At 71.2% G+C, this 20,935-nt stretch carries 24 protein-coding genes and 1 pseudogene; 7 read left to right on the top strand and 18 right to left on the bottom strand.

Annotation, left to right across the window (positions count from 1 at the left end; translation table 11 throughout):
• Positions 1 to 98 precede the first annotated feature (98 nt).
• On the top strand, positions 99 to 545 hold the full coding sequence (locus ACPPVO_RS35245; RefSeq protein ID WP_426502870.1) for a hypothetical protein: 447 nt from the start codon (positions 99 to 101) through the stop codon (positions 543 to 545).
• Positions 546 to 589: 44 nt separating this feature from the next.
• Positions 590 to 2,122, top strand: a complete 1,533-nt coding sequence (locus ACPPVO_RS35240; protein WP_426502869.1) for a multicopper oxidase family protein — start codon at positions 590 to 592, stop codon at positions 2,120 to 2,122.
• 183 nt (positions 2,123 to 2,305) lie between these two features.
• Here the strand turns inward: ACPPVO_RS35240 and ACPPVO_RS35235 are convergent, their stop codons facing one another.
• Both ACPPVO_RS35235 and ACPPVO_RS35230 read right to left on the bottom strand, forming a co-directional pair.
• Entirely contained in the window at positions 2,306 to 2,917 is a 612-nt protein-coding gene (locus tag ACPPVO_RS35235; RefSeq protein ID WP_426502868.1) for a hypothetical protein, read from the bottom strand.
• A 3-nt stretch (positions 2,918 to 2,920) separates the two neighbouring features.
• Positions 2,921 to 3,304, bottom strand: a complete 384-nt coding sequence (locus ACPPVO_RS35230) for a HAMP domain-containing protein (protein ID WP_426502867.1) — start codon at positions 3,302 to 3,304, stop codon at positions 2,921 to 2,923.
• A gap of 86 nt (positions 3,305 to 3,390) precedes the next feature.
• Between ACPPVO_RS35230 and ACPPVO_RS35225 the strand changes: the two genes are divergently transcribed.
• From ACPPVO_RS35225 to ACPPVO_RS35215, 3 genes are all read left to right on the top strand, one after another.
• Positions 3,391 to 3,549 (top strand): hypothetical protein, encoded by a 159-nt coding sequence (locus tag ACPPVO_RS35225; protein WP_426502866.1) that lies wholly within the window; start codon positions 3,391 to 3,393, stop codon positions 3,547 to 3,549.
• A 143-nt stretch (positions 3,550 to 3,692) separates the two neighbouring features.
• Complete coding sequence (locus tag ACPPVO_RS35220; protein WP_426502865.1) at positions 3,693 to 3,893, top strand: hypothetical protein; 201 nt, start codon at positions 3,693 to 3,695, stop codon at positions 3,891 to 3,893.
• Positions 3,894 to 4,296: 403 nt separating this feature from the next.
• Complete coding sequence (locus tag ACPPVO_RS35215) at positions 4,297 to 5,166, top strand: hypothetical protein (protein WP_426502864.1); 870 nt, start codon at positions 4,297 to 4,299, stop codon at positions 5,164 to 5,166.
• A gap of 51 nt (positions 5,167 to 5,217) precedes the next feature.
• Here the strand turns inward: ACPPVO_RS35215 and ACPPVO_RS35210 are convergent, their stop codons facing one another.
• Positions 5,218 to 5,370: a hypothetical protein gene (locus tag ACPPVO_RS35210; RefSeq protein ID WP_426502863.1), complete on the bottom strand. Its 153-nt coding sequence runs from the start codon at positions 5,368 to 5,370 to the stop codon at positions 5,218 to 5,220.
• Positions 5,371 to 5,901: 531 nt separating this feature from the next.
• A complete protein-coding gene (locus tag ACPPVO_RS35205) occupies positions 5,902 to 6,708 on the bottom strand; it encodes a ZIP family metal transporter (RefSeq protein WP_426502862.1) in 807 nt (268 codons plus the stop codon).
• Between the two features lie 454 nt (positions 6,709 to 7,162).
• Between ACPPVO_RS35205 and ACPPVO_RS35200 the strand changes: the two genes are divergently transcribed.
• Positions 7,163 to 8,026: an IS5 family transposase gene (locus tag ACPPVO_RS35200; protein ID WP_426502861.1), complete on the top strand. Its 864-nt coding sequence runs from the start codon at positions 7,163 to 7,165 to the stop codon at positions 8,024 to 8,026.
• Positions 8,027 to 8,057: 31 nt separating this feature from the next.
• On the opposite strand, the gene ACPPVO_RS35195 is transcribed toward ACPPVO_RS35200, so the two are convergent.
• From ACPPVO_RS35195 to ACPPVO_RS35185, 3 genes are all read right to left on the bottom strand, one after another.
• Positions 8,058 to 8,863, bottom strand: a protein-coding gene (locus tag ACPPVO_RS35195; protein WP_426514750.1) for an IS5 family transposase whose coding sequence is annotated in 2 segments (ribosomal slippage) — positions 8,058 to 8,525 and positions 8,528 to 8,863 — 804 coding nt in all. Because the reading frame shifts where the segments join, the coding sequence is not laid out codon by codon here.
• A gap of 73 nt (positions 8,864 to 8,936) precedes the next feature.
• Entirely contained in the window at positions 8,937 to 9,311 is a 375-nt protein-coding gene (locus ACPPVO_RS35190; protein WP_426502860.1) for a transposase, read from the bottom strand.
• 27 nt (positions 9,312 to 9,338) lie between these two features.
• Positions 9,339 to 9,761, bottom strand: a complete 423-nt coding sequence (locus ACPPVO_RS35185) for an IS5 family transposase (RefSeq protein ID WP_426502859.1) — start codon at positions 9,759 to 9,761, stop codon at positions 9,339 to 9,341.
• A gap of 99 nt (positions 9,762 to 9,860) precedes the next feature.
• Here ACPPVO_RS35185 and ACPPVO_RS35180 point away from each other — a divergent pair, with 99 nt between their 5' ends.
• Positions 9,861 to 10,085, top strand: a complete 225-nt coding sequence (locus ACPPVO_RS35180) for a hypothetical protein (protein ID WP_426502858.1) — start codon at positions 9,861 to 9,863, stop codon at positions 10,083 to 10,085.
• 38 nt (positions 10,086 to 10,123) lie between these two features.
• Here ACPPVO_RS35180 and ACPPVO_RS35175 read toward each other — a convergent pair whose 3' ends face one another.
• The 11 genes and pseudogenes from ACPPVO_RS35175 to ACPPVO_RS35125 form a co-directional block, all read right to left on the bottom strand.
• Positions 10,124 to 10,249, bottom strand: coding sequence for a hypothetical protein (locus ACPPVO_RS35175; protein ID WP_426502857.1), 126 nt, complete (start codon positions 10,247 to 10,249; stop codon positions 10,124 to 10,126).
• A gap of 641 nt (positions 10,250 to 10,890) precedes the next feature.
• Positions 10,891 to 11,139: pseudogene (locus ACPPVO_RS35170) on the bottom strand (M23 family metallopeptidase); the annotation flags it as partial.
• A gap of 38 nt (positions 11,140 to 11,177) precedes the next feature.
• Positions 11,178 to 12,284, bottom strand: a complete 1,107-nt coding sequence (locus tag ACPPVO_RS35165; protein ID WP_426502856.1) for a peptidoglycan DD-metalloendopeptidase family protein — start codon at positions 12,282 to 12,284, stop codon at positions 11,178 to 11,180.
• 106 nt (positions 12,285 to 12,390) lie between these two features.
• Positions 12,391 to 12,747 (bottom strand): hypothetical protein, encoded by a 357-nt coding sequence (locus ACPPVO_RS35160; protein WP_426502855.1) that lies wholly within the window; start codon positions 12,745 to 12,747, stop codon positions 12,391 to 12,393.
• Between the two features lie 133 nt (positions 12,748 to 12,880).
• Positions 12,881 to 13,492, bottom strand: a complete 612-nt coding sequence (locus ACPPVO_RS35155) for a hypothetical protein (RefSeq protein WP_426502854.1) — start codon at positions 13,490 to 13,492, stop codon at positions 12,881 to 12,883.
• 361 nt (positions 13,493 to 13,853) lie between these two features.
• On the bottom strand, positions 13,854 to 15,194 hold the full coding sequence (locus ACPPVO_RS35150; RefSeq protein WP_426502853.1) for a hypothetical protein: 1,341 nt from the start codon (positions 15,192 to 15,194) through the stop codon (positions 13,854 to 13,856).
• Positions 15,191 to 15,343, bottom strand: a complete 153-nt coding sequence (locus ACPPVO_RS35145) for a hypothetical protein (RefSeq protein WP_426502852.1) — start codon at positions 15,341 to 15,343, stop codon at positions 15,191 to 15,193. Before ACPPVO_RS35145 ends, ACPPVO_RS35150 begins: the two co-directional genes overlap by 4 nt.
• 562 nt (positions 15,344 to 15,905) lie before the next feature.
• The gene (locus ACPPVO_RS35140; protein ID WP_426502851.1) at positions 15,906 to 17,255 is read right to left on the bottom strand and encodes a hypothetical protein; all 1,350 of its coding nucleotides are present in this window, start codon (positions 17,253 to 17,255) and stop codon (positions 15,906 to 15,908) included.
• Positions 17,256 to 17,521: 266 nt separating this feature from the next.
• Positions 17,522 to 18,712: an FAD-dependent monooxygenase gene (locus tag ACPPVO_RS35135; protein ID WP_426502850.1), complete on the bottom strand. Its 1,191-nt coding sequence runs from the start codon at positions 18,710 to 18,712 to the stop codon at positions 17,522 to 17,524.
• A 148-nt stretch (positions 18,713 to 18,860) separates the two neighbouring features.
• Entirely contained in the window at positions 18,861 to 19,775 is a 915-nt protein-coding gene (locus ACPPVO_RS35130; RefSeq protein ID WP_426502849.1) for a DNA-processing protein DprA, read from the bottom strand.
• On the bottom strand, positions 19,772 to 20,914 hold the full coding sequence (locus ACPPVO_RS35125) for a hypothetical protein (RefSeq protein WP_426502848.1): 1,143 nt from the start codon (positions 20,912 to 20,914) through the stop codon (positions 19,772 to 19,774). Before ACPPVO_RS35125 ends, ACPPVO_RS35130 begins: the two co-directional genes overlap by 4 nt.
• Positions 20,915 to 20,935: the final 21 nt, after the last annotated feature.

Here is a 20,935-nt window from a genome sequence, read left to right as displayed (position 1 = left end):
GGGCGACGACCGGAGGTACCCCGGGCGGCCAGCATGACGGCATGAGCTCTTTCACCGATCCCGATCCCGGTCCGCGGGAGACAGGGCAGCGTCAACCGGTGCTCCAACCGGCGACGCTGGACGCGCCGCAGCCGCCACACCGTCCCCGGGCGGGTACCTGGGTGTGGCGGGTACTGCGGACAGTGCTCACCCTGCAGGCGCTGGACGCTTTCCTTCAGCCGGTCCTTGCGGGGCGGTTCCTGTCCGGCGACTTCGCGATGCTCGCCCTGCACCGGCAGAACGGCACGTACGTCGGCGGCCTGTCCATGGCGGTGCTGGCGCTCGCCTTCATCTCCTGGGGGCTGTACCAGGTACCAGGCCGGATTGTCGCCGGGCTGGCGACGCTGGGCCCGATCGCCGGGTTGCAGATCTTCCTTGGCTTCACCCGGTCGCTGGGTGTCCATGTCCCGCTCGGCGTCGCCTTCATCGGCCTGTCCGGCTGGCTGATGTTCTGGGTGTGGACCCACCAGCCGGCCGTCCGCCTCTCGCAGCGGGTGAAGGCATGAGCGGTGCCCTGAGCCGGCGCGGCTTGCTCAGAATCGCTGGCGGGGTGGGCGCGACCACCACGCTCGGGCTCGCTGTGCCGGTACTGCTCGGGCAGGTGCAGACCGGAAAGGTGGTGGCCAGCCAGATCCCGCTGCCGCCGCCGTTCCGGGTGCCGCTGCCGATACCGCCGGTGCTGATTCCCAGCCGCAACCCGGCCTTCCCGGACGCGGACTACTTCGAGATTACCCAGCGGGTGGCCCGGCAGCAGATCGTGCCCGGGGTACTCACCGAGCTGTGGACGTACAACGGCAGCTACCCGGGGCCTACCATCATCTCCCGGTCCGGCGTGCGCACGGTGGTGCGCCACCGCAACACCCTGCCGGTACCCACGGTGGTGCACCTGCATGGCGGGCACACCCCGCCGGGCAGCGACGGCTTCCCCACCGACCTGGTGTACCCGCAGCCCGGCGCCGCCGTGCCGATGAAGGCGATGCCGGGCATGGAGAGCACCGGCATGCACGACCCGCTCGCCCGGACCAGCGTGGGTACCCGCGCCTACGACTACCCGATCACTCAGCGGGCCGCGACCCTCTGGTATCACGACCACCGGATGAGCTTCACCGCCCAGTCCGTGTACCGCGGGCTGGCCGGCTTCCACCTGATCGGGGACGCCGAGGCCGACGCGCTGCCACTGCCACGCGGCGATCGGGACATCCCGCTGATGATCGCGGACCGCTCGTTCGCGGCGGACGGCTCGCTGTACTACCCGGCCCTTGACCCGGCCGCGCTGTCCACCCCGGGCACTCCGGACCCGTACATGGGTGGCGTCTTCGGCGACGTCATCCTGGTCAACGGCGCGCCTTGGCCGGTGTGCGAGGTGCAGGCAGTGCGGTACCGGCTGCGCCTGCTCAACGCGTCCAACGCGCGCCGGTACCAGCTCGGCCTGTCCCCGCAGCCGCCCGGCGGGAAGGGGTTCACGCAGGTTGGCTCGGATGGCGGGCTGCTGCGCGCGCCGGTACGCCACGACACCATCGAGATCGCCCCGGCGGAGCGGTTCGATGTGGTGCTGGACTTCTCCCGCTACCAGGTGGGCCAGGAGGTGACACTGACCAACCAGCTCGGATCGGGGACCACGGCCCGCGTGATGCGCTTCCGGATCACCCGCCGAGCAGCGGACGCGACCACGATACCCGCGCAGCTGTCTACAGCGGAGGAAGTTGTCACCAGACAGGCTGAGCGGACCCGCAGCTTCGCCTTCCAGAACCACAGCCGGCGATCATGGACAATCAACGGCAAGGAATTCGACCCGGTGCACCCGGTGGCCACCCCCCGGCTGGGAAGCACCGAGATCTGGCGGTTCACCACTGACTTCCACCACTCTGTGCATATTCACCTGGTGCAGTTCCGGGTGCTGTCGCGCGACGGAAAGAAGCCTGGCCCGTACGACAGCGGCTGGAAGGACACGGTCGACTTGAAGCCCGCCGAGGAGACGGCCGTGATCGCCCGGTTTACCGACTATCCCGGCCGATACGTGATGCACTGCCACAACTTGGAACACGAGGACATGGCGATGATGGCAACGTTCACGGTGACTTGAAAAGGTTCCACGGCTACACGCACCCCACCGAAGCCAAGACCGGAGCTCCGAACTCGGTGCGACGGCGTGTATTGCCCCGTGGTTCAGGCAGCAGTCCCGGGCGTGAAGAGGTAGCGACTGCGCGTAGTGGCGTGTGCAGCGCGGATTCGTCGACCGGGCCAGAACGCGCGCCAAGACCATCCATCACGACCGCGTGTGGCCGCTATGCCAGGCTCGAGCCGAAGCGCCGCCGGCCCAGTACGCCCATGCACAAGCCGATCGCGACAACGGGAGTGCCATTCGGCCGTGGTCCGCGCCGACAGTCCCCCAGGCGTTCCTGCGCCCGCGTCTGGCCGGTGATCCGGGTCGCACCACCAATGCGAGGCCATGTCGAAGGTCACCTGGACCGCCGGACTGAGCGCCGCGATCAAACCGCACGAGATTCCACGAGTTCGACGTCTCCCGCGGCCGCTGCTCGAGGCCGACCAGCTGGTCTTCAAGGCCACCCAGACCTACTCCGACGGCGACGTCGTCCATCGGCGGCCCGGAGCCCCTGACTGCCGATGCCGGGTGCGGTGCGCCGGCGTAGCGGAACTGGCCGATGGCGTGGCGAAGGTCGTCGGACATGCGGTTGACCGTGGCGATGACGGCTTGGGAGGCGATGACCTCGTGCTGGGTGGCTGATGCGGCGTCGGCGATCGTGTTGATCGTTGCGGCGATGTCGCCGCTGGCGTCGGCGGCGCTGTGGCGCATGTCGCCGGTGGTGGCGGTCTGCTGCTCGACGGCGGCGGCGATGGCCGCCTGGTGGCCGTTCATGCATCATCGCAGCGGCCCCGCGGAGACGTCGGTGATGCTGGTCGAGGCGCTGTGCGCGGCCTCGGCCACGACACCCGCGCGGTCCGCGGAACCCGTCACCTGTGCGGAGATCGCACGGCTGCTGTCGGAAAGGGTTCCCGCGGCATCGGCCAACGCGGTTGCGGAGCCGGCGATGGCAGCCACGGTTGTCCGCAGGCTTACCCCGGCGGTGGCCAGCGCAGCAGCCATCTGCCCGACCTCGTCGCGTGAGGTGACCTCGACCTCGGCGGTCAGATCACCCGCGGCGAGGGCGTCCAGGACGTGGCGGACGCGCCGGACCGGCCTGACCAGCGCGCCGGAGACGACAATCCCGACCAGGACCGCGATACCGACAGCGAGCAGCGACACCGCCACCATGATCCGCTGATCGCGGGATTGGGCTTTGCCGGTGGCAGCAGCGGCCGCGGCCGCCTCGGTCGTTTCACTGCGGTGAGTTGGTCAAGGGCGTCGCCGAGGACGTTGTTGGCCTGATCCAGCGCACCGTGGTTGGCGAGCAGCGCTCGAGCGTCGCCCATGTTGCCCTGCTGGACCTCGGTAACAAGTTGAGTGTCGCGGACGTGGCGCCAGGCTGCCAGGCCGGCCCGGGCCGCTGATCCCCTGGAGGTTCGCCGGCGCGCTCCTCGCCGCCGTCGTGTGCACCGCCGCCCTGGCCACCGGGGCCTCTGCCCGCTGGACGGGTCGCATCGACGCCTCCCGACTGCGCGACCTGTGACCACCATCAGCCCGAGACCCCACAATGAACTGCAACGGTGAAATTGCAACGGGCTGCAACGGCCGTGACGATGCTTGTCTTGTCACCACGGCGTACGGCAACACACGCGAGCCGCAGGCCACGCCCTCCTGCGGGTCACGCTGGCACGGCCACACGGTCGTGGTGATCTTCGACAACAGGACGAGCGGCGAGACCGTCGGCAACCCCGACGTGTCCAACCTCTGAGCATCGCGAAGCGGCGTCTTCCGCCGTGGTCGGCCGCGGACGTTCTGCGCCAGGTTGCGGCGGCGGGACGCAGCAGGCCGGCGAGCGGATGGTGAACGCGGTGCTGTGGCCGGATCGTGCCGAGACCGTCGACGGTGCCGCCGTGGCCGGTGATGACATAGCGGGCCAGAGCGATGCCGAGCGCGAAGGGGCAATGGTTACCGTATCCGCCGCGGGCGAAACGGCGCGTTGCTCACCCGCCTGAGTGGAGCGGGCATCAGCCCCAACGGCAGCGTGGGTCACCCCGATCTACCTGGCAGAACCTTGAGCCTGGTGTCGCCTACCTGAAGGGGCCACGCCACTACATCATGGCCGGAATATCGCCCAGGCTCGGACAAGTCCGAGGTATACGATTCAGCGGTATTTGCTCAATTCCGACCTGTTCCTGGATCGGAGGTCGCTCATGCCTCGCCCGCGCTCGCCCTTCCAAAGCCGACTGAGGGATCTGCCATCGACGGATGTCTCGGCCGATGATTCGAGCGCGCAACTGCGTGGATTTATCGCAAAGGTGCCGGCCATCACCCTCGGCTTCTGGGTGGTCAAGGTCCTGGCCACCACGCTCGGCGAGACCGGCGGCGATTCGCTGTCCATGTCGATGGGGCTGGGCTACCCGATCAGTACCTCAATCTTCGCGGTCCTCCTCGTGGCCGCGGTCGTCCTGCAGATTCGGGCGGCCGGATTCAACCAGTGGATCTACTGGTTGACGATCGTCGCGACGACAACGCTGGGCACCACGATCGCCGACTACGTCGACCGGGACCTCGGCGTCGGATATCCGGGCGACACCGCCATCCTGGTCATCTGCCTGCTCACGTCCTTCGGCCTGTGGTACAAGGCGACCGGCACGATTGCGATGACCAGCGTCCAGACACCGCGTACCGAAGGCTTCTATTGGCTGACCATCCTGTTCTCGCAGACGCTGGGCACGGCACTGGGCGACTGGACCGCCGACACGATCGGCCTCGAATACGCCGGGGGTGCCCTGCTGTTCACTGCCCTGCTGGCGGTGATCGCCGCCGCCTATCGCTGGACCCGGCTCTCGCACACACTGCTGTTCTGGGCGGCGTTCGTGCTGACCCGGCCGCTGGGCGCCGTCGTCGGCGACTTCCTCGACAAGCCCCGCGTCAAGGGCGGCCTCGCCCTGGATCGTTACGCGGCCTCCGGCGTGCTGGTCGCCGCCATCATTGCGATCCTGACGGTCCGGCGTCAGCACCCCGCCGCCCGGCCGCACTGAATCCTTTCGTCTTGCGTCTCACCTGAGGCGTATCCACCTGGTCGACGCCGATCAACGCAGCAGTGCCCGGGTAGCGGTGCGGGCTCCGGCGCTGGCTCGACTCGCCGTCAGGAAGTCGAAGAACGCCCGGCGGTAGGTGGCGATCAGCTCACCCTCGGGTGACCACCGCGGCGGGATCTCGGCCCACCCGGCCGCCTCGATCATCCAAGATCAACTCATGGCTGCTTTCGGCGTACCTTGGCGCGCCCGGTAGGCGCAGGCCACGCACGCTGGCAAGCGGCATCGCCGCCATGAGGCGGCGTCACCCGGCAGCACGGCACCACAGCCGCCCCCGCACCGTCTGGCCAGCCGGCCACCTCATGGTGTGCCGCCGCGACCGCCACGAACTCCACAACCTCGTCACGCAGCTCCGCCCGCCACGTGGAAACGCCCGTACCGGCCCCTGGATCAACTTGTTGGCCCCCGGTTGCGCGTTCGTTAGCAACGCCCCGAACGTGCGAAGCGTCGTTCGGTGTCGGTTGGGTCGAATCCGGAACCGGTCGTCGACGACGGCGGTCACGAAGGTCCGTCCGTGCCGAGTTCGGTGGTGAAGTGGCCGCCCGGTGGGTGTGGCTGAGGGCGTTGTCGATCAGAGCGGTCAGCACCCGCCGGAGGACTGCCGGTCGTCCGCGGATCAGTGCCGGTTGCATGGCGTCGCCGGCGCCAGAGGCGACCGGCCGATCGCGGTGAGCGGGGTCAGGCTCCGGCGACGATGAGGACGGCGTCGGTGGCGAAGCCGAGGGTGAGACCGGTGAGGATGCCCCAGCCGGTGGCGGACTTGAAGCCGAGTTTGCGCGCGACGGCGAGCAGTTCGATGACCACATAGAGGATTGACCCGGCGGCGAGCGCGAGGAACGCGATGCTGACGGGTTCGCTGGTGAACCGTTGCCCGAGCAGGGTGCCGAGAAGGGTGGGAGCACCGCCGATCAGGCCCATGGTGGTCAGGAATGCCCAGGAGGGGCGGGCGTCGGCGGCGCTAAGCGGTGCGACGATGCCGAAGCCTTCGGTGGCGTTGTGCAGCCCGAACCCGATCACGAGCAGGACGGCCAGGCCGATCTCGCCGGCGGCGGCGGAGTTGCCGATGGCCAGGCCCTCGGCGAAATTGTGCAGGCCGATACCGATCGCGATGAGCAGAGCCAACTGTTCGGCCGGGCCACGCCAACCGGTCGCGGTAGCGGCATCGGTCATCGTGGCGGAGGAGGCCCTGGCGGCCATCCACCGGTCGAAGTGGATCAGTCCGATCAGGCCCAAGCCGACGCCGACGGCGAGGATCAGCCCGTAGCCGAGTGCAGGGCCGGCGTGCTTGTCGGCCGCGGCTTTGTCGATGGGTTCCCAGGCATGCGCGAGGATGTCGAAGAGCAGGAACACCAGAATGCCGATCGCGATGGCGTTCAAGATTGCCTTGAGCCGCGGCAGGGCGGCCCGCAATCGACCGATGGGCAAACCGAGGAAAATGGTGAATCCGGCGATGCCCCCCAGCAGGGCAATGTTGGTGCTGGACAAGCATGCCTCCAACATCGCGCTCGACAGTGGCAAGGTGAGGCTAGCCTGAGAAACAGCCACGGCAAAATCGTCGCCCGATGCGGGTCGCTCGCAGTCTCCAATGTCTCGGAGCAATCGTCACCACCGGACGATGCGACCGCCAACACAACGCCATCGTGCCGCCTGATCCAGTCTGTGCGGCGCCGCGCCGACACACGGCGGCGGCGTCCGAGGTCGCAGATCCGGATCACAGGCCTGCCGATCTCACACTAAGTGCCTGTTGGTAAAGGGTCTGGGTGGGTTGTTGGTGTCGGCTGGATCGACCCGCGGCGTGGCGTGAGGGATAGAGGGCGGGCTCTTGGTAGATGGGTGGTGTCTAGGCAACCATCCGACCAAGAGCCCGTGGATGTCTTCATACCTGTTCGATGTGTTCGGCGCCAGCACCAGGTGTCCCGGTTGTCTGTGTCGTGACCGGGTGCGTCACTATCCCTCCGACCTGACCGACGCGCAGTGGAAGATCCTGGAGCCCCAGGCGCGGGAGGTGATGGACCAGCTGCGCCGGGCCACCGGCCGGCCGATGGTCCACGACCTGCGCGCGATGCTCGACGCGATCGGCTACATCACCCGCCAGGGCAGCGAGTGGCGGGCTCTGCCGATCGATTTCCCGCCCTGGGAAGCGGTCTACGCGTTCTTCCAGCGCTGGAGCGAACGGCAACTGCCGCACCTGCTCGTCGACCGGCTCCGGGCCCGGCTGCGCCGCGGCGTCGGCCGGGACATCGAGCCGACGGCCGCGATCATGGACTCGCAATCCGTGAAGGCCGCCGACACCGTCGCCGCGGCCAGCCGCGGCTTCGACAACGGTAAGAAGATCAACGGCCGGAAACGACACATCGTCGTGGACACCGAAGGGTTCCTCCTCGCCGCAGTGGTCACCGCCGCGAACATCGGCGACCGCGTCGGCGCGAAACTGCTCATCATCGCTGTGCTCAACGTCTGCACCCGGCTGCAGCTCATCTGGGCCGACGCCGGCTATCACGGCACCGCGCTCACCGCCTGGATCCACGCGGTGGCCCGGATCCGGGTCCAGATCGTCACCCGCACCGAAGCCCACACCTTCAAGGTCCTGCCCCGCCGGTGGGTCGTGGAACGCAGCCTCGCCTGGCTGATGCGCTACCGCCGCCTCGCCCGCGACTACGAACGCCGGCCCGAACACCACCAAGCCATGATCTACTGGGCCACCGTCTGGATCATGACCCGCCGACTCGCCCGCCGCTCCACCGACCCACCCCAACAACGGCGATGGGGCCAATCACGCACCCCCGCTCCCAGACCCACGTAGACCCTTTACCAACAGGCACTAAGACCATGTCTCATTTGGGGTGTTTGACCAGTTTGCGGTAGCAGATGAGGGCGCAAGCGATGGCGGCGAACGCGGCGAAGTGCCCGGCATAGCGGTCGTAGCGGCGTACCAGCCGCCGGTAGCGCATGAGCCATGACATGGTGCGTTCGATGACCCAGCGGTGACGGCCGAGGCGTTGTGAGGACTCGACCTTCTTGCGGGCGATCCGCACGGTGATGCCGCGCCGGCGGACCTCAGCCCGCAGTGTTTTGTGGTCGTAGGCTTTGTCGGCGTGCAGCTTGGCGGGGCGGCGGCGAGGGCGGCCGGCCCGGCCGGAGACCGCGGGCATGCCGTCCAGCAGTGGCAGTAGCACCGCCGCGTCCGGAGTGTTCGCCGCCGACACGGCCGTGGTCAGCCGCAGGCCGCCACGCTCGGCCATGGCATGGATGTTGCTGCCGGGCTTGCCACGATCGACCGGGCTCGGCCCGGTCAGAGCGCCCCTTTCTCCGCCCGGACCTGGATCGAGTCGATCACCGCCCGGGACCAGTCCAGTACCTCCAGGGCCTGCAGTCGCTGCAGTACCGCCAGGTGCAGCGCCGGCCACAACCCCGCCTTCGTCCACGCAGCGAAGCGCCGGTGTGCCGTGGCCCGCGTGACGCCGAACATCGCCTCCGGCAGCTTCCACCACGAGCACCCAGCCTGGGTCAGATAGCAGATCGCAGCCAGGACCGCCCGGTCGTCGACCCGCCGCCGACCACCACCCTGCGGCCGCACCGGCGCCGGCGGAATCAACGGCGCAGCGATCTCCCACAGAGCATCAGGACACCAACACTCCACATCGGACACGCCCAAGATTGAACATCAACCTTGAACCGATGTCAGCCCCAAATGAGACGCGGGCTAAGAGGTCCTAACAAAGTCGGACGACGTGTCGGTACGTGATGATGCAGGTGGCGAGGCTGAGGAACGCTTCGTGCATGTCGTCGCGGCGTTCCCACCGGATCCGCAGTCGCTTCATGCCGTGATACCAGGCGATCGTCCGTTCGATCACCCACCTGTAGATGCCCAGGCCGGAGCCGTGCGGTTGACCGCGTCGGGCGATACGCGGGCGGATGCCCTTGCCCCGTACGGCCTTGCGGTACTTGTCGTGGTCGTAGGCCCGGTCGGCGAACAGCTCATCGGGGCGCTGCCGTGGCCGGCCGCGCCGGCCCCGCACGGGCGGGATCTTCTCGATCAGCGGCAGCAGTTCGGTGACGTCGTTGCGGTTGCCGACGGTCAGCGACACCGCCAAGGGGGATGCCGGCGCCCTCGGTCAGGACGTGGTGCTTCGAGCCCGGCCGGGCGCGGTCGACCGGGCTCGGACCGCTTTTGGGCCGCGTCGCGCGGCACGGACGTGGGAGGAGTCGATGACCGCCCGGGACCAGTCCAACTTTCCCGCGCCCTGCAACTCGGCGAGGAGCAGCTCATGCAGCTGCTGCCAGACTCCGGCCCGGTTCCACTCCTCCAGCCGCCGCCAGCAGGTCATCCCTGACCCGAACCCGAGCTCCTGCGGGAGGAACTCCCACTGGATACCGGTGTGCAGCACGAACAGGATGCCGCACAACACCTGCCGATCCGGGATGCGGTTGCGTCCCGGACGCCGGGGATCGCGGGGCACAGGCTTGGGCAGCAACGGTTCCATGCGCTGCCACAACCCGTCCGGCACGATCCACGGCGCCTGCTCACCACGCCTCACGGCCAGAGATCATAGACCACTGTCCATAAAGGACGGAAAAGATATAGATCACTTCTGTTAGGAACTCTAAAGGCCACCCCGGCGGGTGGGCGCGTCGCGGTGCGTGTGGCGGCCTCACCGTCGCCGACGATCGAGATCCGCCAGGCCGCCGGGTCGGGCCCGCCGAAGTGGTGGGCCGACCTGTGCGGCACGGGTACATCGGACGAACCGGTGCCGCACGCGGTCGCCGACATCCTGCGGGCGCACGGCGCCACCAAGGCCAGCACCTCCGTCATTCCGGGTTCGACCGACGTCCGGATCGCGTTGCAGTTCCCGGCGGCCTAGTTGCCAAGAACAGGCTCTCCTTCGTTGTTGGGTGCGGACTATGCGCTGGACTCGGGAGCGCGGCGGACGCTGCTCACGACGTCCGGCGCGCTGGGGTCGACCGCGTCGCCGAGCCGGTCGGCCGGTATGAGATCGAGGTGCAGGTCCGTCCGCGGAGTGGCCATAGGTTGCCAACTGGCGGCGAGTGGCTGGCGGTCGATGACCGGCGAGCCACGGCGACGCCGGTTGGTGCGGCCGTGGCGATGCGGGTGACGATGTTGTCGGGGTAGGCTATCGCGGCGGACGAGCCGCGGCCGTGCACGGCCGCCGGAGGCCGTCGCCGTTTGCCTGTGTGGGGCCGCTGGCGGCCAGGTGCGCATGGCGGCGAACAGGCATATCGACGTTGGCCGCGACAGCGCGGATCGGGACTGTGCGTGCGGCTGCGGCCTTGTCTGCCGACGCCGTGGGCGAGACCGCCGGGGGACCGCGAACAGGCGCAACGAGCCATCTTGCAGGCGTTGCGCCCGAAGCAGCGGCAGCAGCTGTGGACGGCGTACTACGTCACCGCCACCTGCCAGACGATCCTGCGCGGTCATGGGTGATCGTGCGGGATCCGGGTCTGGAATGGCACGACGCCGCGACCGGCTTGGACTACATTGCACTGCTGCGCCGCGACGACCGCCCGGGCCAGACGCAGCCGTGAACAGCTGGGGAGCCCGGCCGCGGGCCGGCCTCGCATCCGAACCCGTACGCACGGCTGCGATGGCGTCAGCGTCCGGCGCACGTTGCGCGGGAGCGGCAACCGCGTTGCGGAGCACCGTCGTGGTCACCTTCCCAGCGTCACGCCTCTCGTCTGCATGAAGCTCACTGACTCCACCGCTCCGCTGGCGCTCCGATCCCCGTTGACATGCACCTCGAAATGCAGGTGCGGACCCGAGCTGTGCCCCGACGATCCGACCGTACCGATGACCTGGCCGGCCAGCATCTGCTGACCCGCGGTGACCAGCGGGCGGGTGAGTATGTGACAGTACCGGGTGATCACACGGTTCGTGTGCAGAACGTCCACGTACCAGCCTTCTCTGCACCACGCAAGTGGCGTCGTGGCGGCGTTGGTCATCGTGGTTTCTTGCGGGTCTGGCCGAGCGGTGCACGGGTGGCCATGAACGAGATGGGGTCGATGGCTCCGTTGTGCGTGGTGTCGTTGTTGATGTGGACTTCGAAGTGCAGGTGGGGGCCGGAGCTGTGGCCGGAGGAGCCGACGTAGCCGAGGATTTGCCCGGCGAGGACGTGCTGGCCGATGACGACGTCGGGTTGGCGGAGCATGTGGCAGTAGCGGGTGAGGATGTCGTGGTCGTGTCGGATTTGGACGTACCAGCCGCAGCCGGGCGTGGCCGGGGATCCGTCGCGGTCGCAGCCGTGGCTGGCGGGTGTGATGTTGCAGCGGACAACGGTGACGACGCCGGCGCTTGCGGCACGGATCGGGGTTCCGCGGGCCGCGCCGATGTCGACGCCTTGATGCTCGGGTCGTTGTGTGGTGCGAAATCCGGAGACGATGGGCGCGTCGACCGGCGTGACCCATTGGCATGGCGGCGTGCTGGCTGTCGCCGAGGCGTCGGGGCTTTGCGTGGCTGCGGTCGTTTGCTGGCATGGGTTTGAGCACCCGTCGAACGTGACTGGGGTCGCCGATGTGTTGAGGGTGGTGAGTTGGCGGACGAGGCTTGCGGCGTCGGGCTCCCATTTCGCGTAGGCGTCGGGGTATGCGGAGCGCTGGACGGCCTGCGCGGCTTCGGTGAGGGGCAGGGTTTGCCAGTCGGGGACGGCGAGGAGTCGCTGGTAGAACTTGGCGGCGGCGTAGGCGGGGTCGTGTAGTTGGTCGGGGGTGCCCCAGCCTTGGCTGGGGCGTTGCTGGAACAGGCCGATGGAGTCACGGTCGCCGCCGGCCAGGTTCCGCAGGCTCGATTCCTGCATGGCGGTAGCGACGGCGATAACCCATCCGCGGGCCGGAATGTGTTGCGGGGCGCCGGTTTCGACGATGATGCGGGCGTTGGCGATCTGGTCGCTGTCCCAATGCTCACGGACTGCTGCGCCGGTGCCGCTCGGCATCGCCGGTGTGGTGGTGCAGGTGTCGGTGACGGCGGCGAGCATGACGAGCGGTGCGATGAGGCAGGGGATGATCAGGAGCGCCGCGCCGACGATGATGGCGAGGGTGCGGCTGGTCACGGCCGCCCCCGGGGAGGGGTGGCCGTGACCGTGGTGGTGTCGGTGGCGGGCATGAAGGGCTCCTGAACGGGTTGAGGGGGTGCGCGGGCGGCGGTCTGCGGTTGGGTCATGCGCTGGTGGCGGGTCGGGCGGTGGGTATGCCGAGCGGGACGGGTGTGGTGATGCGCCGGGCATGGTCGCGTTTGCCGGCGAGCCGGGTCAGGGTGATGTCGATGCCTTCGAGTTCGCCGAGCCAGCCTTCAGCTTCGGCGCACTGTCGCCGCTGGTGCAGGTCGGCTTCGATGTGGTCGAGTCGGGGCAGCATGTCCGATTCGACGTGCAGCATTGAGCAGCGCAGGCAGGCGTGTTTGTGGACGTAGGGGCGGCCGCAGGTGCCGAGTTCGACCTTGCGCCGGTCGAAGTGCTGTTCGAACTCGGCCCATTCGGTGGCTGTCGCAGGCCGGCATTCCTCGGCCGGTCGCATCCGGCGCCGGCGGTCCAGGAACGTCTGGTAATGGCGGATCAGGTCTTCTTCGAAGACTGCGACGTAGCCGCGGGTTGTCTCGAGGTTGGGGTGGCCCAGCAGGGCAGCGCCGATGTGGATGGGCAGGCTGTTGTTAACCAGATCGGCGGCGAACAGCCGCCGGAAGTCGTGCGGTGTGAACCGGGACCGGGCGAACTCCGGGTGCGTGCCGGGCGAGGGCGGCGCAGCAACGTTGGGGGGTCTGCAGCACGGTGTGCTGGCCCAGCGCCTGATCCGTGGAACCGCGGCGGCGTTGGAACAGCAGCGGCAGTAGCGGGGTATGGACCTTGTCGTGGGTGTCGTAGCGGGGTGATGGCCGGGATCGTGCCGGCGCGGTCGGTGCGCCGGCGGCGTAGGCGGGGTCGAGGAGCTGCTGCGGGGCGCCCCAGCCCTGGCTGGGGCGCTGCTGGAACAGCCCGAGCGAGTCGTGGTCGTTGCGGGGGCCGAGGTCGCCGAGGTTGCGCAGCCCCGACTCCTGGATCGTCACCGCGACCGCGATGATCCGGGCCTGGACGGGGATGTTCCGGCGGGCGCCGATGTCGGCGATGAGCGCTGCGTTGCCGCGCTGCTCGGCATCGTAGGCGCCGATGTCGCCACCCGGCGCGCCGATGATGGCACCGCAGATGCCATTGGCGCCGGTAACGGCGGCAAGGCCGATGCAGCGGAACACGACACCGATCACGGCCGTCACGATCAGCGCCAGCATCCGGCCGGTCATCGGTCATCACCGCGCTGCGGGCGGCTCCACGGTGCAAGCATGATGCCTCCTCGGGGGCAGCGGTTGGCGTGGCCGGTGACGGTGAGCCCGGGTTCTGGGCCGTGGCGTGCGGTGGTCACCGCCCGCGCAGTGCCGGCCGGTATCCGTGGCTGCGGCCCGCGTCTCGATCGGGGCCGGCTCGCGTGTCCGGTCGGGTGGAGACGCCGCAGCGTGTTGCGTGGTGCGAGAGCGGCCAGACCGCCCGGAACGCCACCCGGTTGCGGACGCGTCGCTACCCACGGGCGGTCATGGCCGGCAACGGCCCGGCGCCGGCCGGCCATGACCATCCACAGTGGATCGATGATGGTGCTCAGGTGCCGCTGTGCTCCGGCGATGCGGCATCCGGTCGTGGTGGTGCGTCGGTCAGGATGCGGACCACCGTGCTGGCCTTGATCGGTTTGTCGTGCGGGCCGCGGACCTGGGGCAGGACCAGCACCGGCCGGCGCAGGGTCCGGCCGGGACCGTACGGTTGCTGGCGCCAGTGGGCCCGTACCCACCACCGGTACGCCCGCGGGATGCGGTCCTGCCCGGCGGTGCCGCCGCCGGCCTCGCCGGGCCGGTCGACCGGGTTGTGGGCGGCGCCGCGGATACGTACGAGCTGCACCTGCGGTGCGGGCCGTCCGATGCGTTGGTAGGCCTTGCGGATTGTTGTGTCGATGTCGGCGGGGACGGTTTCGGCGACTCGCTGGGCGATGAGCAGCCAGGTCACGACGAGTACGGCGCCAGGGCCGGTCGCGTCGACGGTGGTGTCGGATGCCAGCGTGGTGTGCATCCGGGGCCCGACCCATCCGATCTCGGCACGGAGTTGCTGCAGGTCCCGGGCCGGCAGGCCGGTGCCGATGCTGCGGTAGCCGACCACCCGCAGGCCGTCGGGTCCACTCGTCCAGGACGCGGCGACCAGGTCGGCGTGTGGCCCGACCGGCTCGGCCCAGGCCAGCAGCCCGTGCGGGGCCGGCAGGTCGGCCGGGTCCACGACGGTGGCCGGCAGGGACCGGGCGGCGTGCGCTGCGAGCTCGGTGAATGCCGCGTCGATCCAGAACAGCCGCGCGGTGGCGACGCTGTCCGCGACGGTGCTGCGGACGTCCGGATCGTCGAGGCCGAGTGGCAGGCCGAGCGGCCCGCGGTACACGTCGGTGAGCCGGTCGCGGACCTTGGGCAGGGTCGCGGCCGGCAGCGGGCTGACCGGCCAGCGGCCGATCGTGGCCAGCGTCCTGCCGGGCAGGAGACTATCGAGGACGGCCTGCTGGAAGACCCGGGTGAGCGCCGCCGCGACCTGGTCCGGTGCCCACCCGGCCGGTCGCAGCCGCCGATGCAGCCTGTCAAGGTCACCGGCGTGCAGCAGGGCCGCGCAGGGGAAGCACACCGACCAGTCGGTGCCGAACTGTTCGACCAGCCGGCCGCCGTCGGTCTCGGCGACGGTGATGATGGGTGTGGTCTGGACGGTGTAGGCGATGCGGTCGTCGCTGCAGAAGTCGCAGACGTGCCGCGCGTCGACCTCGTCCAGCGGCGCCGGGTCTACCGGGTGGTGCGGGCCGAGCGTGGCCCCGGCCGGGTGGAGGTAGCGGACACGTCCGCTGTCCAGGTCGGTGTAGCGGTTGAGTGGCACGCCGCAGGTGCGGCACGCCATCGGCGTCCCGGGTGCCTGGTTCACCGGGCCACCTCCCGCAGCGGCACGGACGGCAACGCGGATACGCCGGCTCCGGGTGGGACCGGCTCGCCGGAACGGCCGACGCGCTGGCGGCCGAAGTTCGGGGCCTGACCGGCGAGGTCGGCGCGGCTGGGCAGGCCGGCGAGTGCCACGGCGTCGGCTCGGCCGCGGCGTGCCCGGGGCCGAGCGCGGGACGCGGCGTCGCTTGCAGTGCGCCGGTCGTCGTGGGCACGGCGGGGCCGCAGGATCGTCCGGCGATGCTGCGGTACGGGGGACGGCCCGGGCGGTGGCGTCGGCTGGGCCGCGCCGTCGTGGTGTGCAATCACAGGATGTGCTCCGCAAGGTGCGGGCCGGGCCTGCAGGCGCGGACGTGCATGCCCGGCCCGCCGCCGGACGTGCTGTGCACGCATGCAGGTCCCGGCGTCGGATGGGGCGAAGGCCAGGCGACCGGACGGGTCACCTGATGCGGGGAGGCGTAGCCCGGCCATGCCGGCGGCAGGTGCCGCCGCGAGACTGGGGCTGCGGACCGGCCGCTGGGCTGGTGCCGGCGCGGCGGGCGCCGAGGTGGCCCGGTGTCACTCGGGCGTTGCTGCACCGACCGGCCATCGGCTGTCGGACAGCGGTGCCGGGCCGGGGTGTGCTGCGGCGATGCTCAGGCCGTGCCGTTCGCCGCCCGATAGGGCGTTGCCCTATCAGGCCGGCGATCGGCGACCTTCAGCGTTCGGCTGGTGCGTCCAGCGTCGCCGCCAGCCGGGCGGTCTTGGTCGCCAGCCGGAAGATCGACACAGCGTTTTCGCCGATGGCCGCGAGGCCGTCGATGCGCTCGCGCGGCGTGAGCGGGAGCCGGGCGTGCGGACCGACACGGAACGCCGGCAGGGAGTCGTGCTCCCGGGCGAGGGCGTCACCGTCCTCGTCCAGCACGTAGTCGCCGAACGAGCCCAGGAACAGCCCGCCGATGCTGCTTTCACGGTTGCCGGTACAGGACACGACGAGGTCATAGGCGCGGCCGTCGACGAGCGCCGTACCGGGCAGGGCGACGGCCGCGGCGCGGCGGCCGGTGATGGTGAGCCGCTGGACACCGAAGCGGTCCGGCCGCAGGTACCGGCCGATGGCCTGGTAGCGGCCGCGGATGGCCGCCCGCCAGCCGTCGCAGGTGGCCGGCAGATCCTCGGCGTACCAGTCGATCCGCTCGAGCTGATCCAGGGCGGCGGCGGCCAGCTGCGGCGGCGGCGCGATGCCCAGCAGCGCCTCGACGGCACACTTGGCCGAGTCGCCGTCACCGATCACGGCCGCGCGGCGCACCCCGCGCAGCGGCCACGGCCCGGCCATCCGCTGCATGAACTGCGGGAACGTGACGATGCTGCCGCCGGCCGGGTACTGCACGACCGGGTCGCCCACGCCGCGCGCGTCGATGACCCGCCCGGCGAACACCGGTTCCCGGTCCCGGATCGCGATCTCGACGCCGGGGCCGTCGTCGCCGACGGCGATGACGTTGGTGTCGGTCACCACGTCGGCGAACTGTGCCAGCGTCAGCCGGATCACGAACGCCAGGTCGGCGTTGGTCTGGTACTCGGCCATCGACAGGTGCCCCGGCTGGAGCGGGGCGCCGGGCAGATAGTTCAAGCTGGCTCCCAGATCACCGGCGAGCCCGGCGCCGCCCGCCTGGTTGCGGGAGTTGAGGTAGAACGTCGGGCGGGTGGTCATGGCGAACGTGCCACCGGCCCGCGCTCCACGTTCCAGGACCAGCGGCTTCGGGTAGCCGCTGAGGACCCGGACCGCGGCGTAGACCGCGGCGTGACAGCCGCTGCCGATGATGACTTCGCGTTGCGCGTTGCTGGCGCTCAAGGTCACCTGCCGGCGCGTCTCGTCCGCCCAGGCGGCGTCGAGCAGCTGCTCGGCGAGGTCGCGGCCGGCGGGGTCCAACGCGATGCCGGTCAGCATCGCGGCGAGCGGGCTCGGGAACTCCGACACCCGTTGCAGTGCTGCCTGCATGCCCGCGACGGCACCCGGCTGCGTGGTCACCGCGGTCAAGATGGACTCGATCTGCGCGGATGGCTCCAACATGGCTCCGCATCCTTTCGTTGAGCGTGGACGGGCCACCACGCCGGCAGCTGCCCTCCCCGGGGGCAGTCGCCTGGGGCGTCGGCATGCAGCCGGCGCGGTGCCCGAAAGGGGTCAAACGGCATCGATGACGCCAGCCGGTGCCGTGCGGCCCCGGCTGGACGGCGGACTGGGCCGGCCGTCGGCGCTGCCCGGACGCCGCCCAGGCGGCGGGTCCGCAGGACCCGATCAAGCCGGGCGGCCCGTGCCGGCCGCGCGGATGGCGCCGGCTAGCGGATGCTGATCGCGGCCAGCGCCGGTTCCCGGTTGGCCGGGACGGCGCCGCCGAGGCCGGCGCGGGCGCCGAGCCTCGGGCCGAGCCGCAGCGTGTCGTGCACGGCCGGGAGGATGCGCCGCTGCCAGCCGTGCAGGGCGGTGCCGAGATCGGCACCGTGCCGGGCGTACTGGCGCAGTACCGCGGTGAGCGCCGCGGCCTGCTCGAGGCCGTGGTTGGCGCCCCGGCCGGTGTGCGCCCGCACGGGTGCGAGGGCGTCGCCGGTCAGGACCGCGAAACCGTCGCCGATCGGCCACACCGCACGGGTCGGCGGGTCGATGTCCAGCACCGGGAACGCGGCCCGGTCGGCGGTGGCGTGCACCACATCGGCATGGCCGGGCGGCAGCACTCTGGCGGCGGCCTCGTCCAGCTCGGCCCGGGCCGCGTCACCGACCCGGCGGCCGGGCACGTACACCCGCTGGTGCGGCGGCGCACCGAACAGCTCGGCGAACCGGTCGGCGGCGGTGTCGCGGTAGCAGGTCCAGTCCAGGCCGCCGGGGACCGGGCAGCTGTTGAGTTGCAGCCCGGCGCCGGGCTGCAGCCGCCAGAAGTCGTGCAGGCCGAGCGGGTCGCCGGCCAGGGTGCCGCGATGCGCGACGTATCCGGCGTAGTGCAGCCGCCGGTGCGGGTCGAGCAGGGCGCGGCCGGTGGAGGCGCGGCCGTCGGCGAAGACGACGAGGTCGGCCTCGGCGGTGCCGCCGCCGGCCAGGTGCAGCCGTGGCCGCCGCTGGTGCTCGGTGAGGCCGGTGACCCGGTCGCCGGTGCGGATCGCCCCGGCGGGCAGCCAGCCGGTTGCGGCGGCGGTCAGGGCGGCGGCGAGCCGGGTCCAGGTGGTGAACCGCCCGGGATAGTGCAGGGCGGCCGGTCGGCCGGCCTGCCGGTTGCGGACCGGGACCTGCCAGATGGTTGCCGAGCGGAGGTGCACGTAGTGCTGCTGCGGGAGCCCGGCGAGATCCAGCCGGTCGAGGACGGGATGCTCGAGCGAGAGCAGCCCGCCGCCGAGGGTGGCCGCAGCCGGGGCGGCCTCGTGGACGGTCACGTGGGGAAATCCGGCCTGGGCCAGGAACAGGGCGGTGGCGGTGCCGGTCAGCGAACCGCCGACGACGGCGACGCGCAGGCCGAACCTGGCCGGGTGATGGTGCTGCATCGGGTGCCTCCCAATGGGGACGGGACCCGGGCACGGCCGTGCGGCCGTGCCCGGGGTGCGCAGGGGTGCGCGTGCGGCCGGGCAACGGCCGTTGCTGCTGGATGGCGCGTGACGTCCGATGTGGACGGTCAGCGGGTCTGCCGGCGGGTCAGGAACCGCTGGCGATGGCCCGGCTGGGTGCCTGCGGGCCGGCGGCCCGGAGCTCGTCGAGGACGTCGGTGACGCCGGTGACGGCCCGGATACGCGGGTCGGTGCGCAGCAGCCGGTGCACGCCGGCCGAGGTGGCGGCGGTGACCGGCCCCGGCACGACCATCGCCGTGCGGCCGAAATCCGCAGCCCGGCGGGCGACGGTCACCGACCCGTGCCCGCCGCGGGCCTCGACCACGACGGTGCCGCTGGACACGGCGGCCAGCAGCGCCCGGTTCGCGATCGTGCGTGCCGGGGTCGGCTGCGCGTCCGGCGGCCACGCCGAGGCCAGCAGCCCGGCCGCGGCCAGGTGTTCGAGCAGTCGCAGTTCGTCCGGCGCTTGCAGGCGCTGCAGGCCGCAGGGCAGCAGCGCGACCGGTGAGGCCGTCGCCGCGGCGGCCCGCAGTGCGGCGGCGTCGATGCCGGGCCGGCCGCTGGACACCACGGTGTAGCCGCGGGCGGCAAGCCCGGCGGCCAGGTCCATGGCGACGATCCGGCCGTAGGCACTGGCGGCCCGGGTGCCGGCGACCGTCACCGCGGCCGCCGGGACGGGCGGTCGGGCCGGTCCGGCCGTCCACAGACACAGCGGCGGGTAGGGGAGGGCGTCGAGGCCGGGCGGCCAGTCGGGGTCACCGGGGACGATCACCCGGCAGGCCGCCATCGCGGCGTCGGCCGCGGATGCGGCCAGTGCCCGCAGCGGTCCGGGCAGCGGCCGGACCTCGGCCCGTAGCAGCGGCGGCGTGTCCGGGTCGGCGGCGAGACGATCCAGCGCGGTCACCGGCCCGTGCTCGGCGACCAGCCGGCTGACGGTGTCGTCGCCGGGTTCGGTCAGCCAGCTCAGCATGGCCCGGGCCGTCCGGTCGTCGGCGGCGGTCACGGCCGCCTGCCCGGGTTGTCGGCCGGCCCGCCGGGCGTGTCCACCGCGTCGGGCGGACCGTCGTCGGCGGTGTCGCCGCCGTCGAGGGGGTCCAGATCGGCCAGGATGCTGCGGGTGACGCGCAGCACCGTCTGCGCGCAGCCGCGGACCAGGGCCAGGTCCCCGCCGGCCCAGTTGCACACGTACGGGTCGCTGTAGCCGCTGGTGTCCAGGCCCAGCGCCGCGCAGACCACGTGGGCGACGCTTTCGGCCTCCGTCTCCGCCCGGCCCTCATGCACCACCACGACCGGCTCGCCGGGCACCGGGTCGTCGAGGTGGCCGCACCGGATGTGTGCCAGCTCGTGCAGCATCGTCTTGACCCGCTGCGCGCCGGCGAGGTCCCGCCGCACGGTCACCGACCGGTCGGGCCGCCCGCCTCGCATGTCGATCCGGGTCCGGCCCGTGGCCGCGCCCAGCGACCCGCTGCCGGCCTCCTCGAGCTGGAACCGGTACCCGGCGGCGGTGATCAACCCGATCACGTCGGTCGCCACCCCGGTCGGGTCCTCGCCGGTCAGCGGCTCGGGGGCCTGCCCGGCGGCCAGCAGCAGCCGGCGGCGCCGGGCCACTGTCGGCGGTTCGAACGGGATCCCGTCGGTCTGCGACAGCTCGAACACCGGGGCGAGCCGGAACCCGGTCAGCCGTGGCCGCGGCTGCCCGTCGGCATGTCGCGGCACGGCGAGCCCGTTGCGGGTGAGCCGGGCCGCCTCGTCGTCGGTCGGCCGGCGGCGGATCGGCGCCCATACGTGGAAGGCGTGCTCGCCGGTGCGGACCCGCCGGCCGTGGCGCAGCCAGCCGCTGGTACCGGCCCGGTTGCCGTAGGCCAGGAAGTAGCGCGGGACGATGCCGCGCTGCCGGGCCTGCTCGTCGAGCAGGATCTGGTTGTGCAGGCTGTAGCGGGCGCCGAACACGGCGACCCGGTCGAGGAACTCCACCCACTGCTGCGGCTGTTCGGCCAGGGTCTGCAGCCTGGTCTCGAACGCGGCGTGCAGACGGGCGACCCGCTCGTCCCGGTCGCGGCGCCGGACGTCCGGTGCCGGCGGCTCGGCGGTGCCTGGGGTGCCGGCGCTCGGGTCGGGCCGGTCCTTGTGATGCGTGGCCATCTGGAATGGCCTCCTATCCCC

The organism is Dactylosporangium sp. McL0621 (genome assembly GCF_049995355.1).
In the GTDB taxonomy this organism is placed as follows: Bacteria; Actinomycetota; Actinomycetes; order Mycobacteriales; family Micromonosporaceae; genus Dactylosporangium.
This window is presented reverse-complemented; position numbering and strand designations above follow the sequence as displayed.

Excerpts from the sequence above, each read along its gene's own strand:
- ACPPVO_RS35220 (WP_426502865.1), top strand. The coding sequence starts at position 3,693 with ATGAACTGCAACGGTGAAATTGCAACGGGCTGCAACGGCCGTGACGAT.
- ACPPVO_RS35140 (WP_426502851.1), bottom strand. The coding sequence starts at position 17,255 with ATGTTGGAGCCATCCGCGCAGATCGAGTCCATCTTGACCGCGGTGACC.
- ACPPVO_RS35210 (WP_426502863.1), bottom strand. The coding sequence starts at position 5,370 with ATGATCGAGGCGGCCGGGTGGGCCGAGATCCCGCCGCGGTGGTCACCC.
- ACPPVO_RS35160 (WP_426502855.1), bottom strand. The coding sequence starts at position 12,747 with ATGCGACCGGCCGAGGAATGCCGGCCTGCGACAGCCACCGAATGGGCC.
- ACPPVO_RS35125 (WP_426502848.1), bottom strand. The coding sequence starts at position 20,914 with ATGGCCACGCATCACAAGGACCGGCCCGACCCGAGCGCCGGCACCCCA.
- ACPPVO_RS35155 (WP_426502854.1), bottom strand. The coding sequence starts at position 13,492 with ATGCTGGCGCTGATCGTGACGGCCGTGATCGGTGTCGTGTTCCGCTGC.
- ACPPVO_RS35175 (WP_426502857.1), bottom strand. The coding sequence starts at position 10,249 with ATGGCCACTCCGCGGACGGACCTGCACCTCGATCTCATACCGGCCGAC.
- ACPPVO_RS35135 (WP_426502850.1), bottom strand. The coding sequence starts at position 18,712 with ATGCAGCACCATCACCCGGCCAGGTTCGGCCTGCGCGTCGCCGTCGTC.
- ACPPVO_RS35235 (WP_426502868.1), bottom strand. The coding sequence starts at position 2,917 with ATGAACGGCCACCAGGCGGCCATCGCCGCCGCCGTCGAGCAGCAGACC.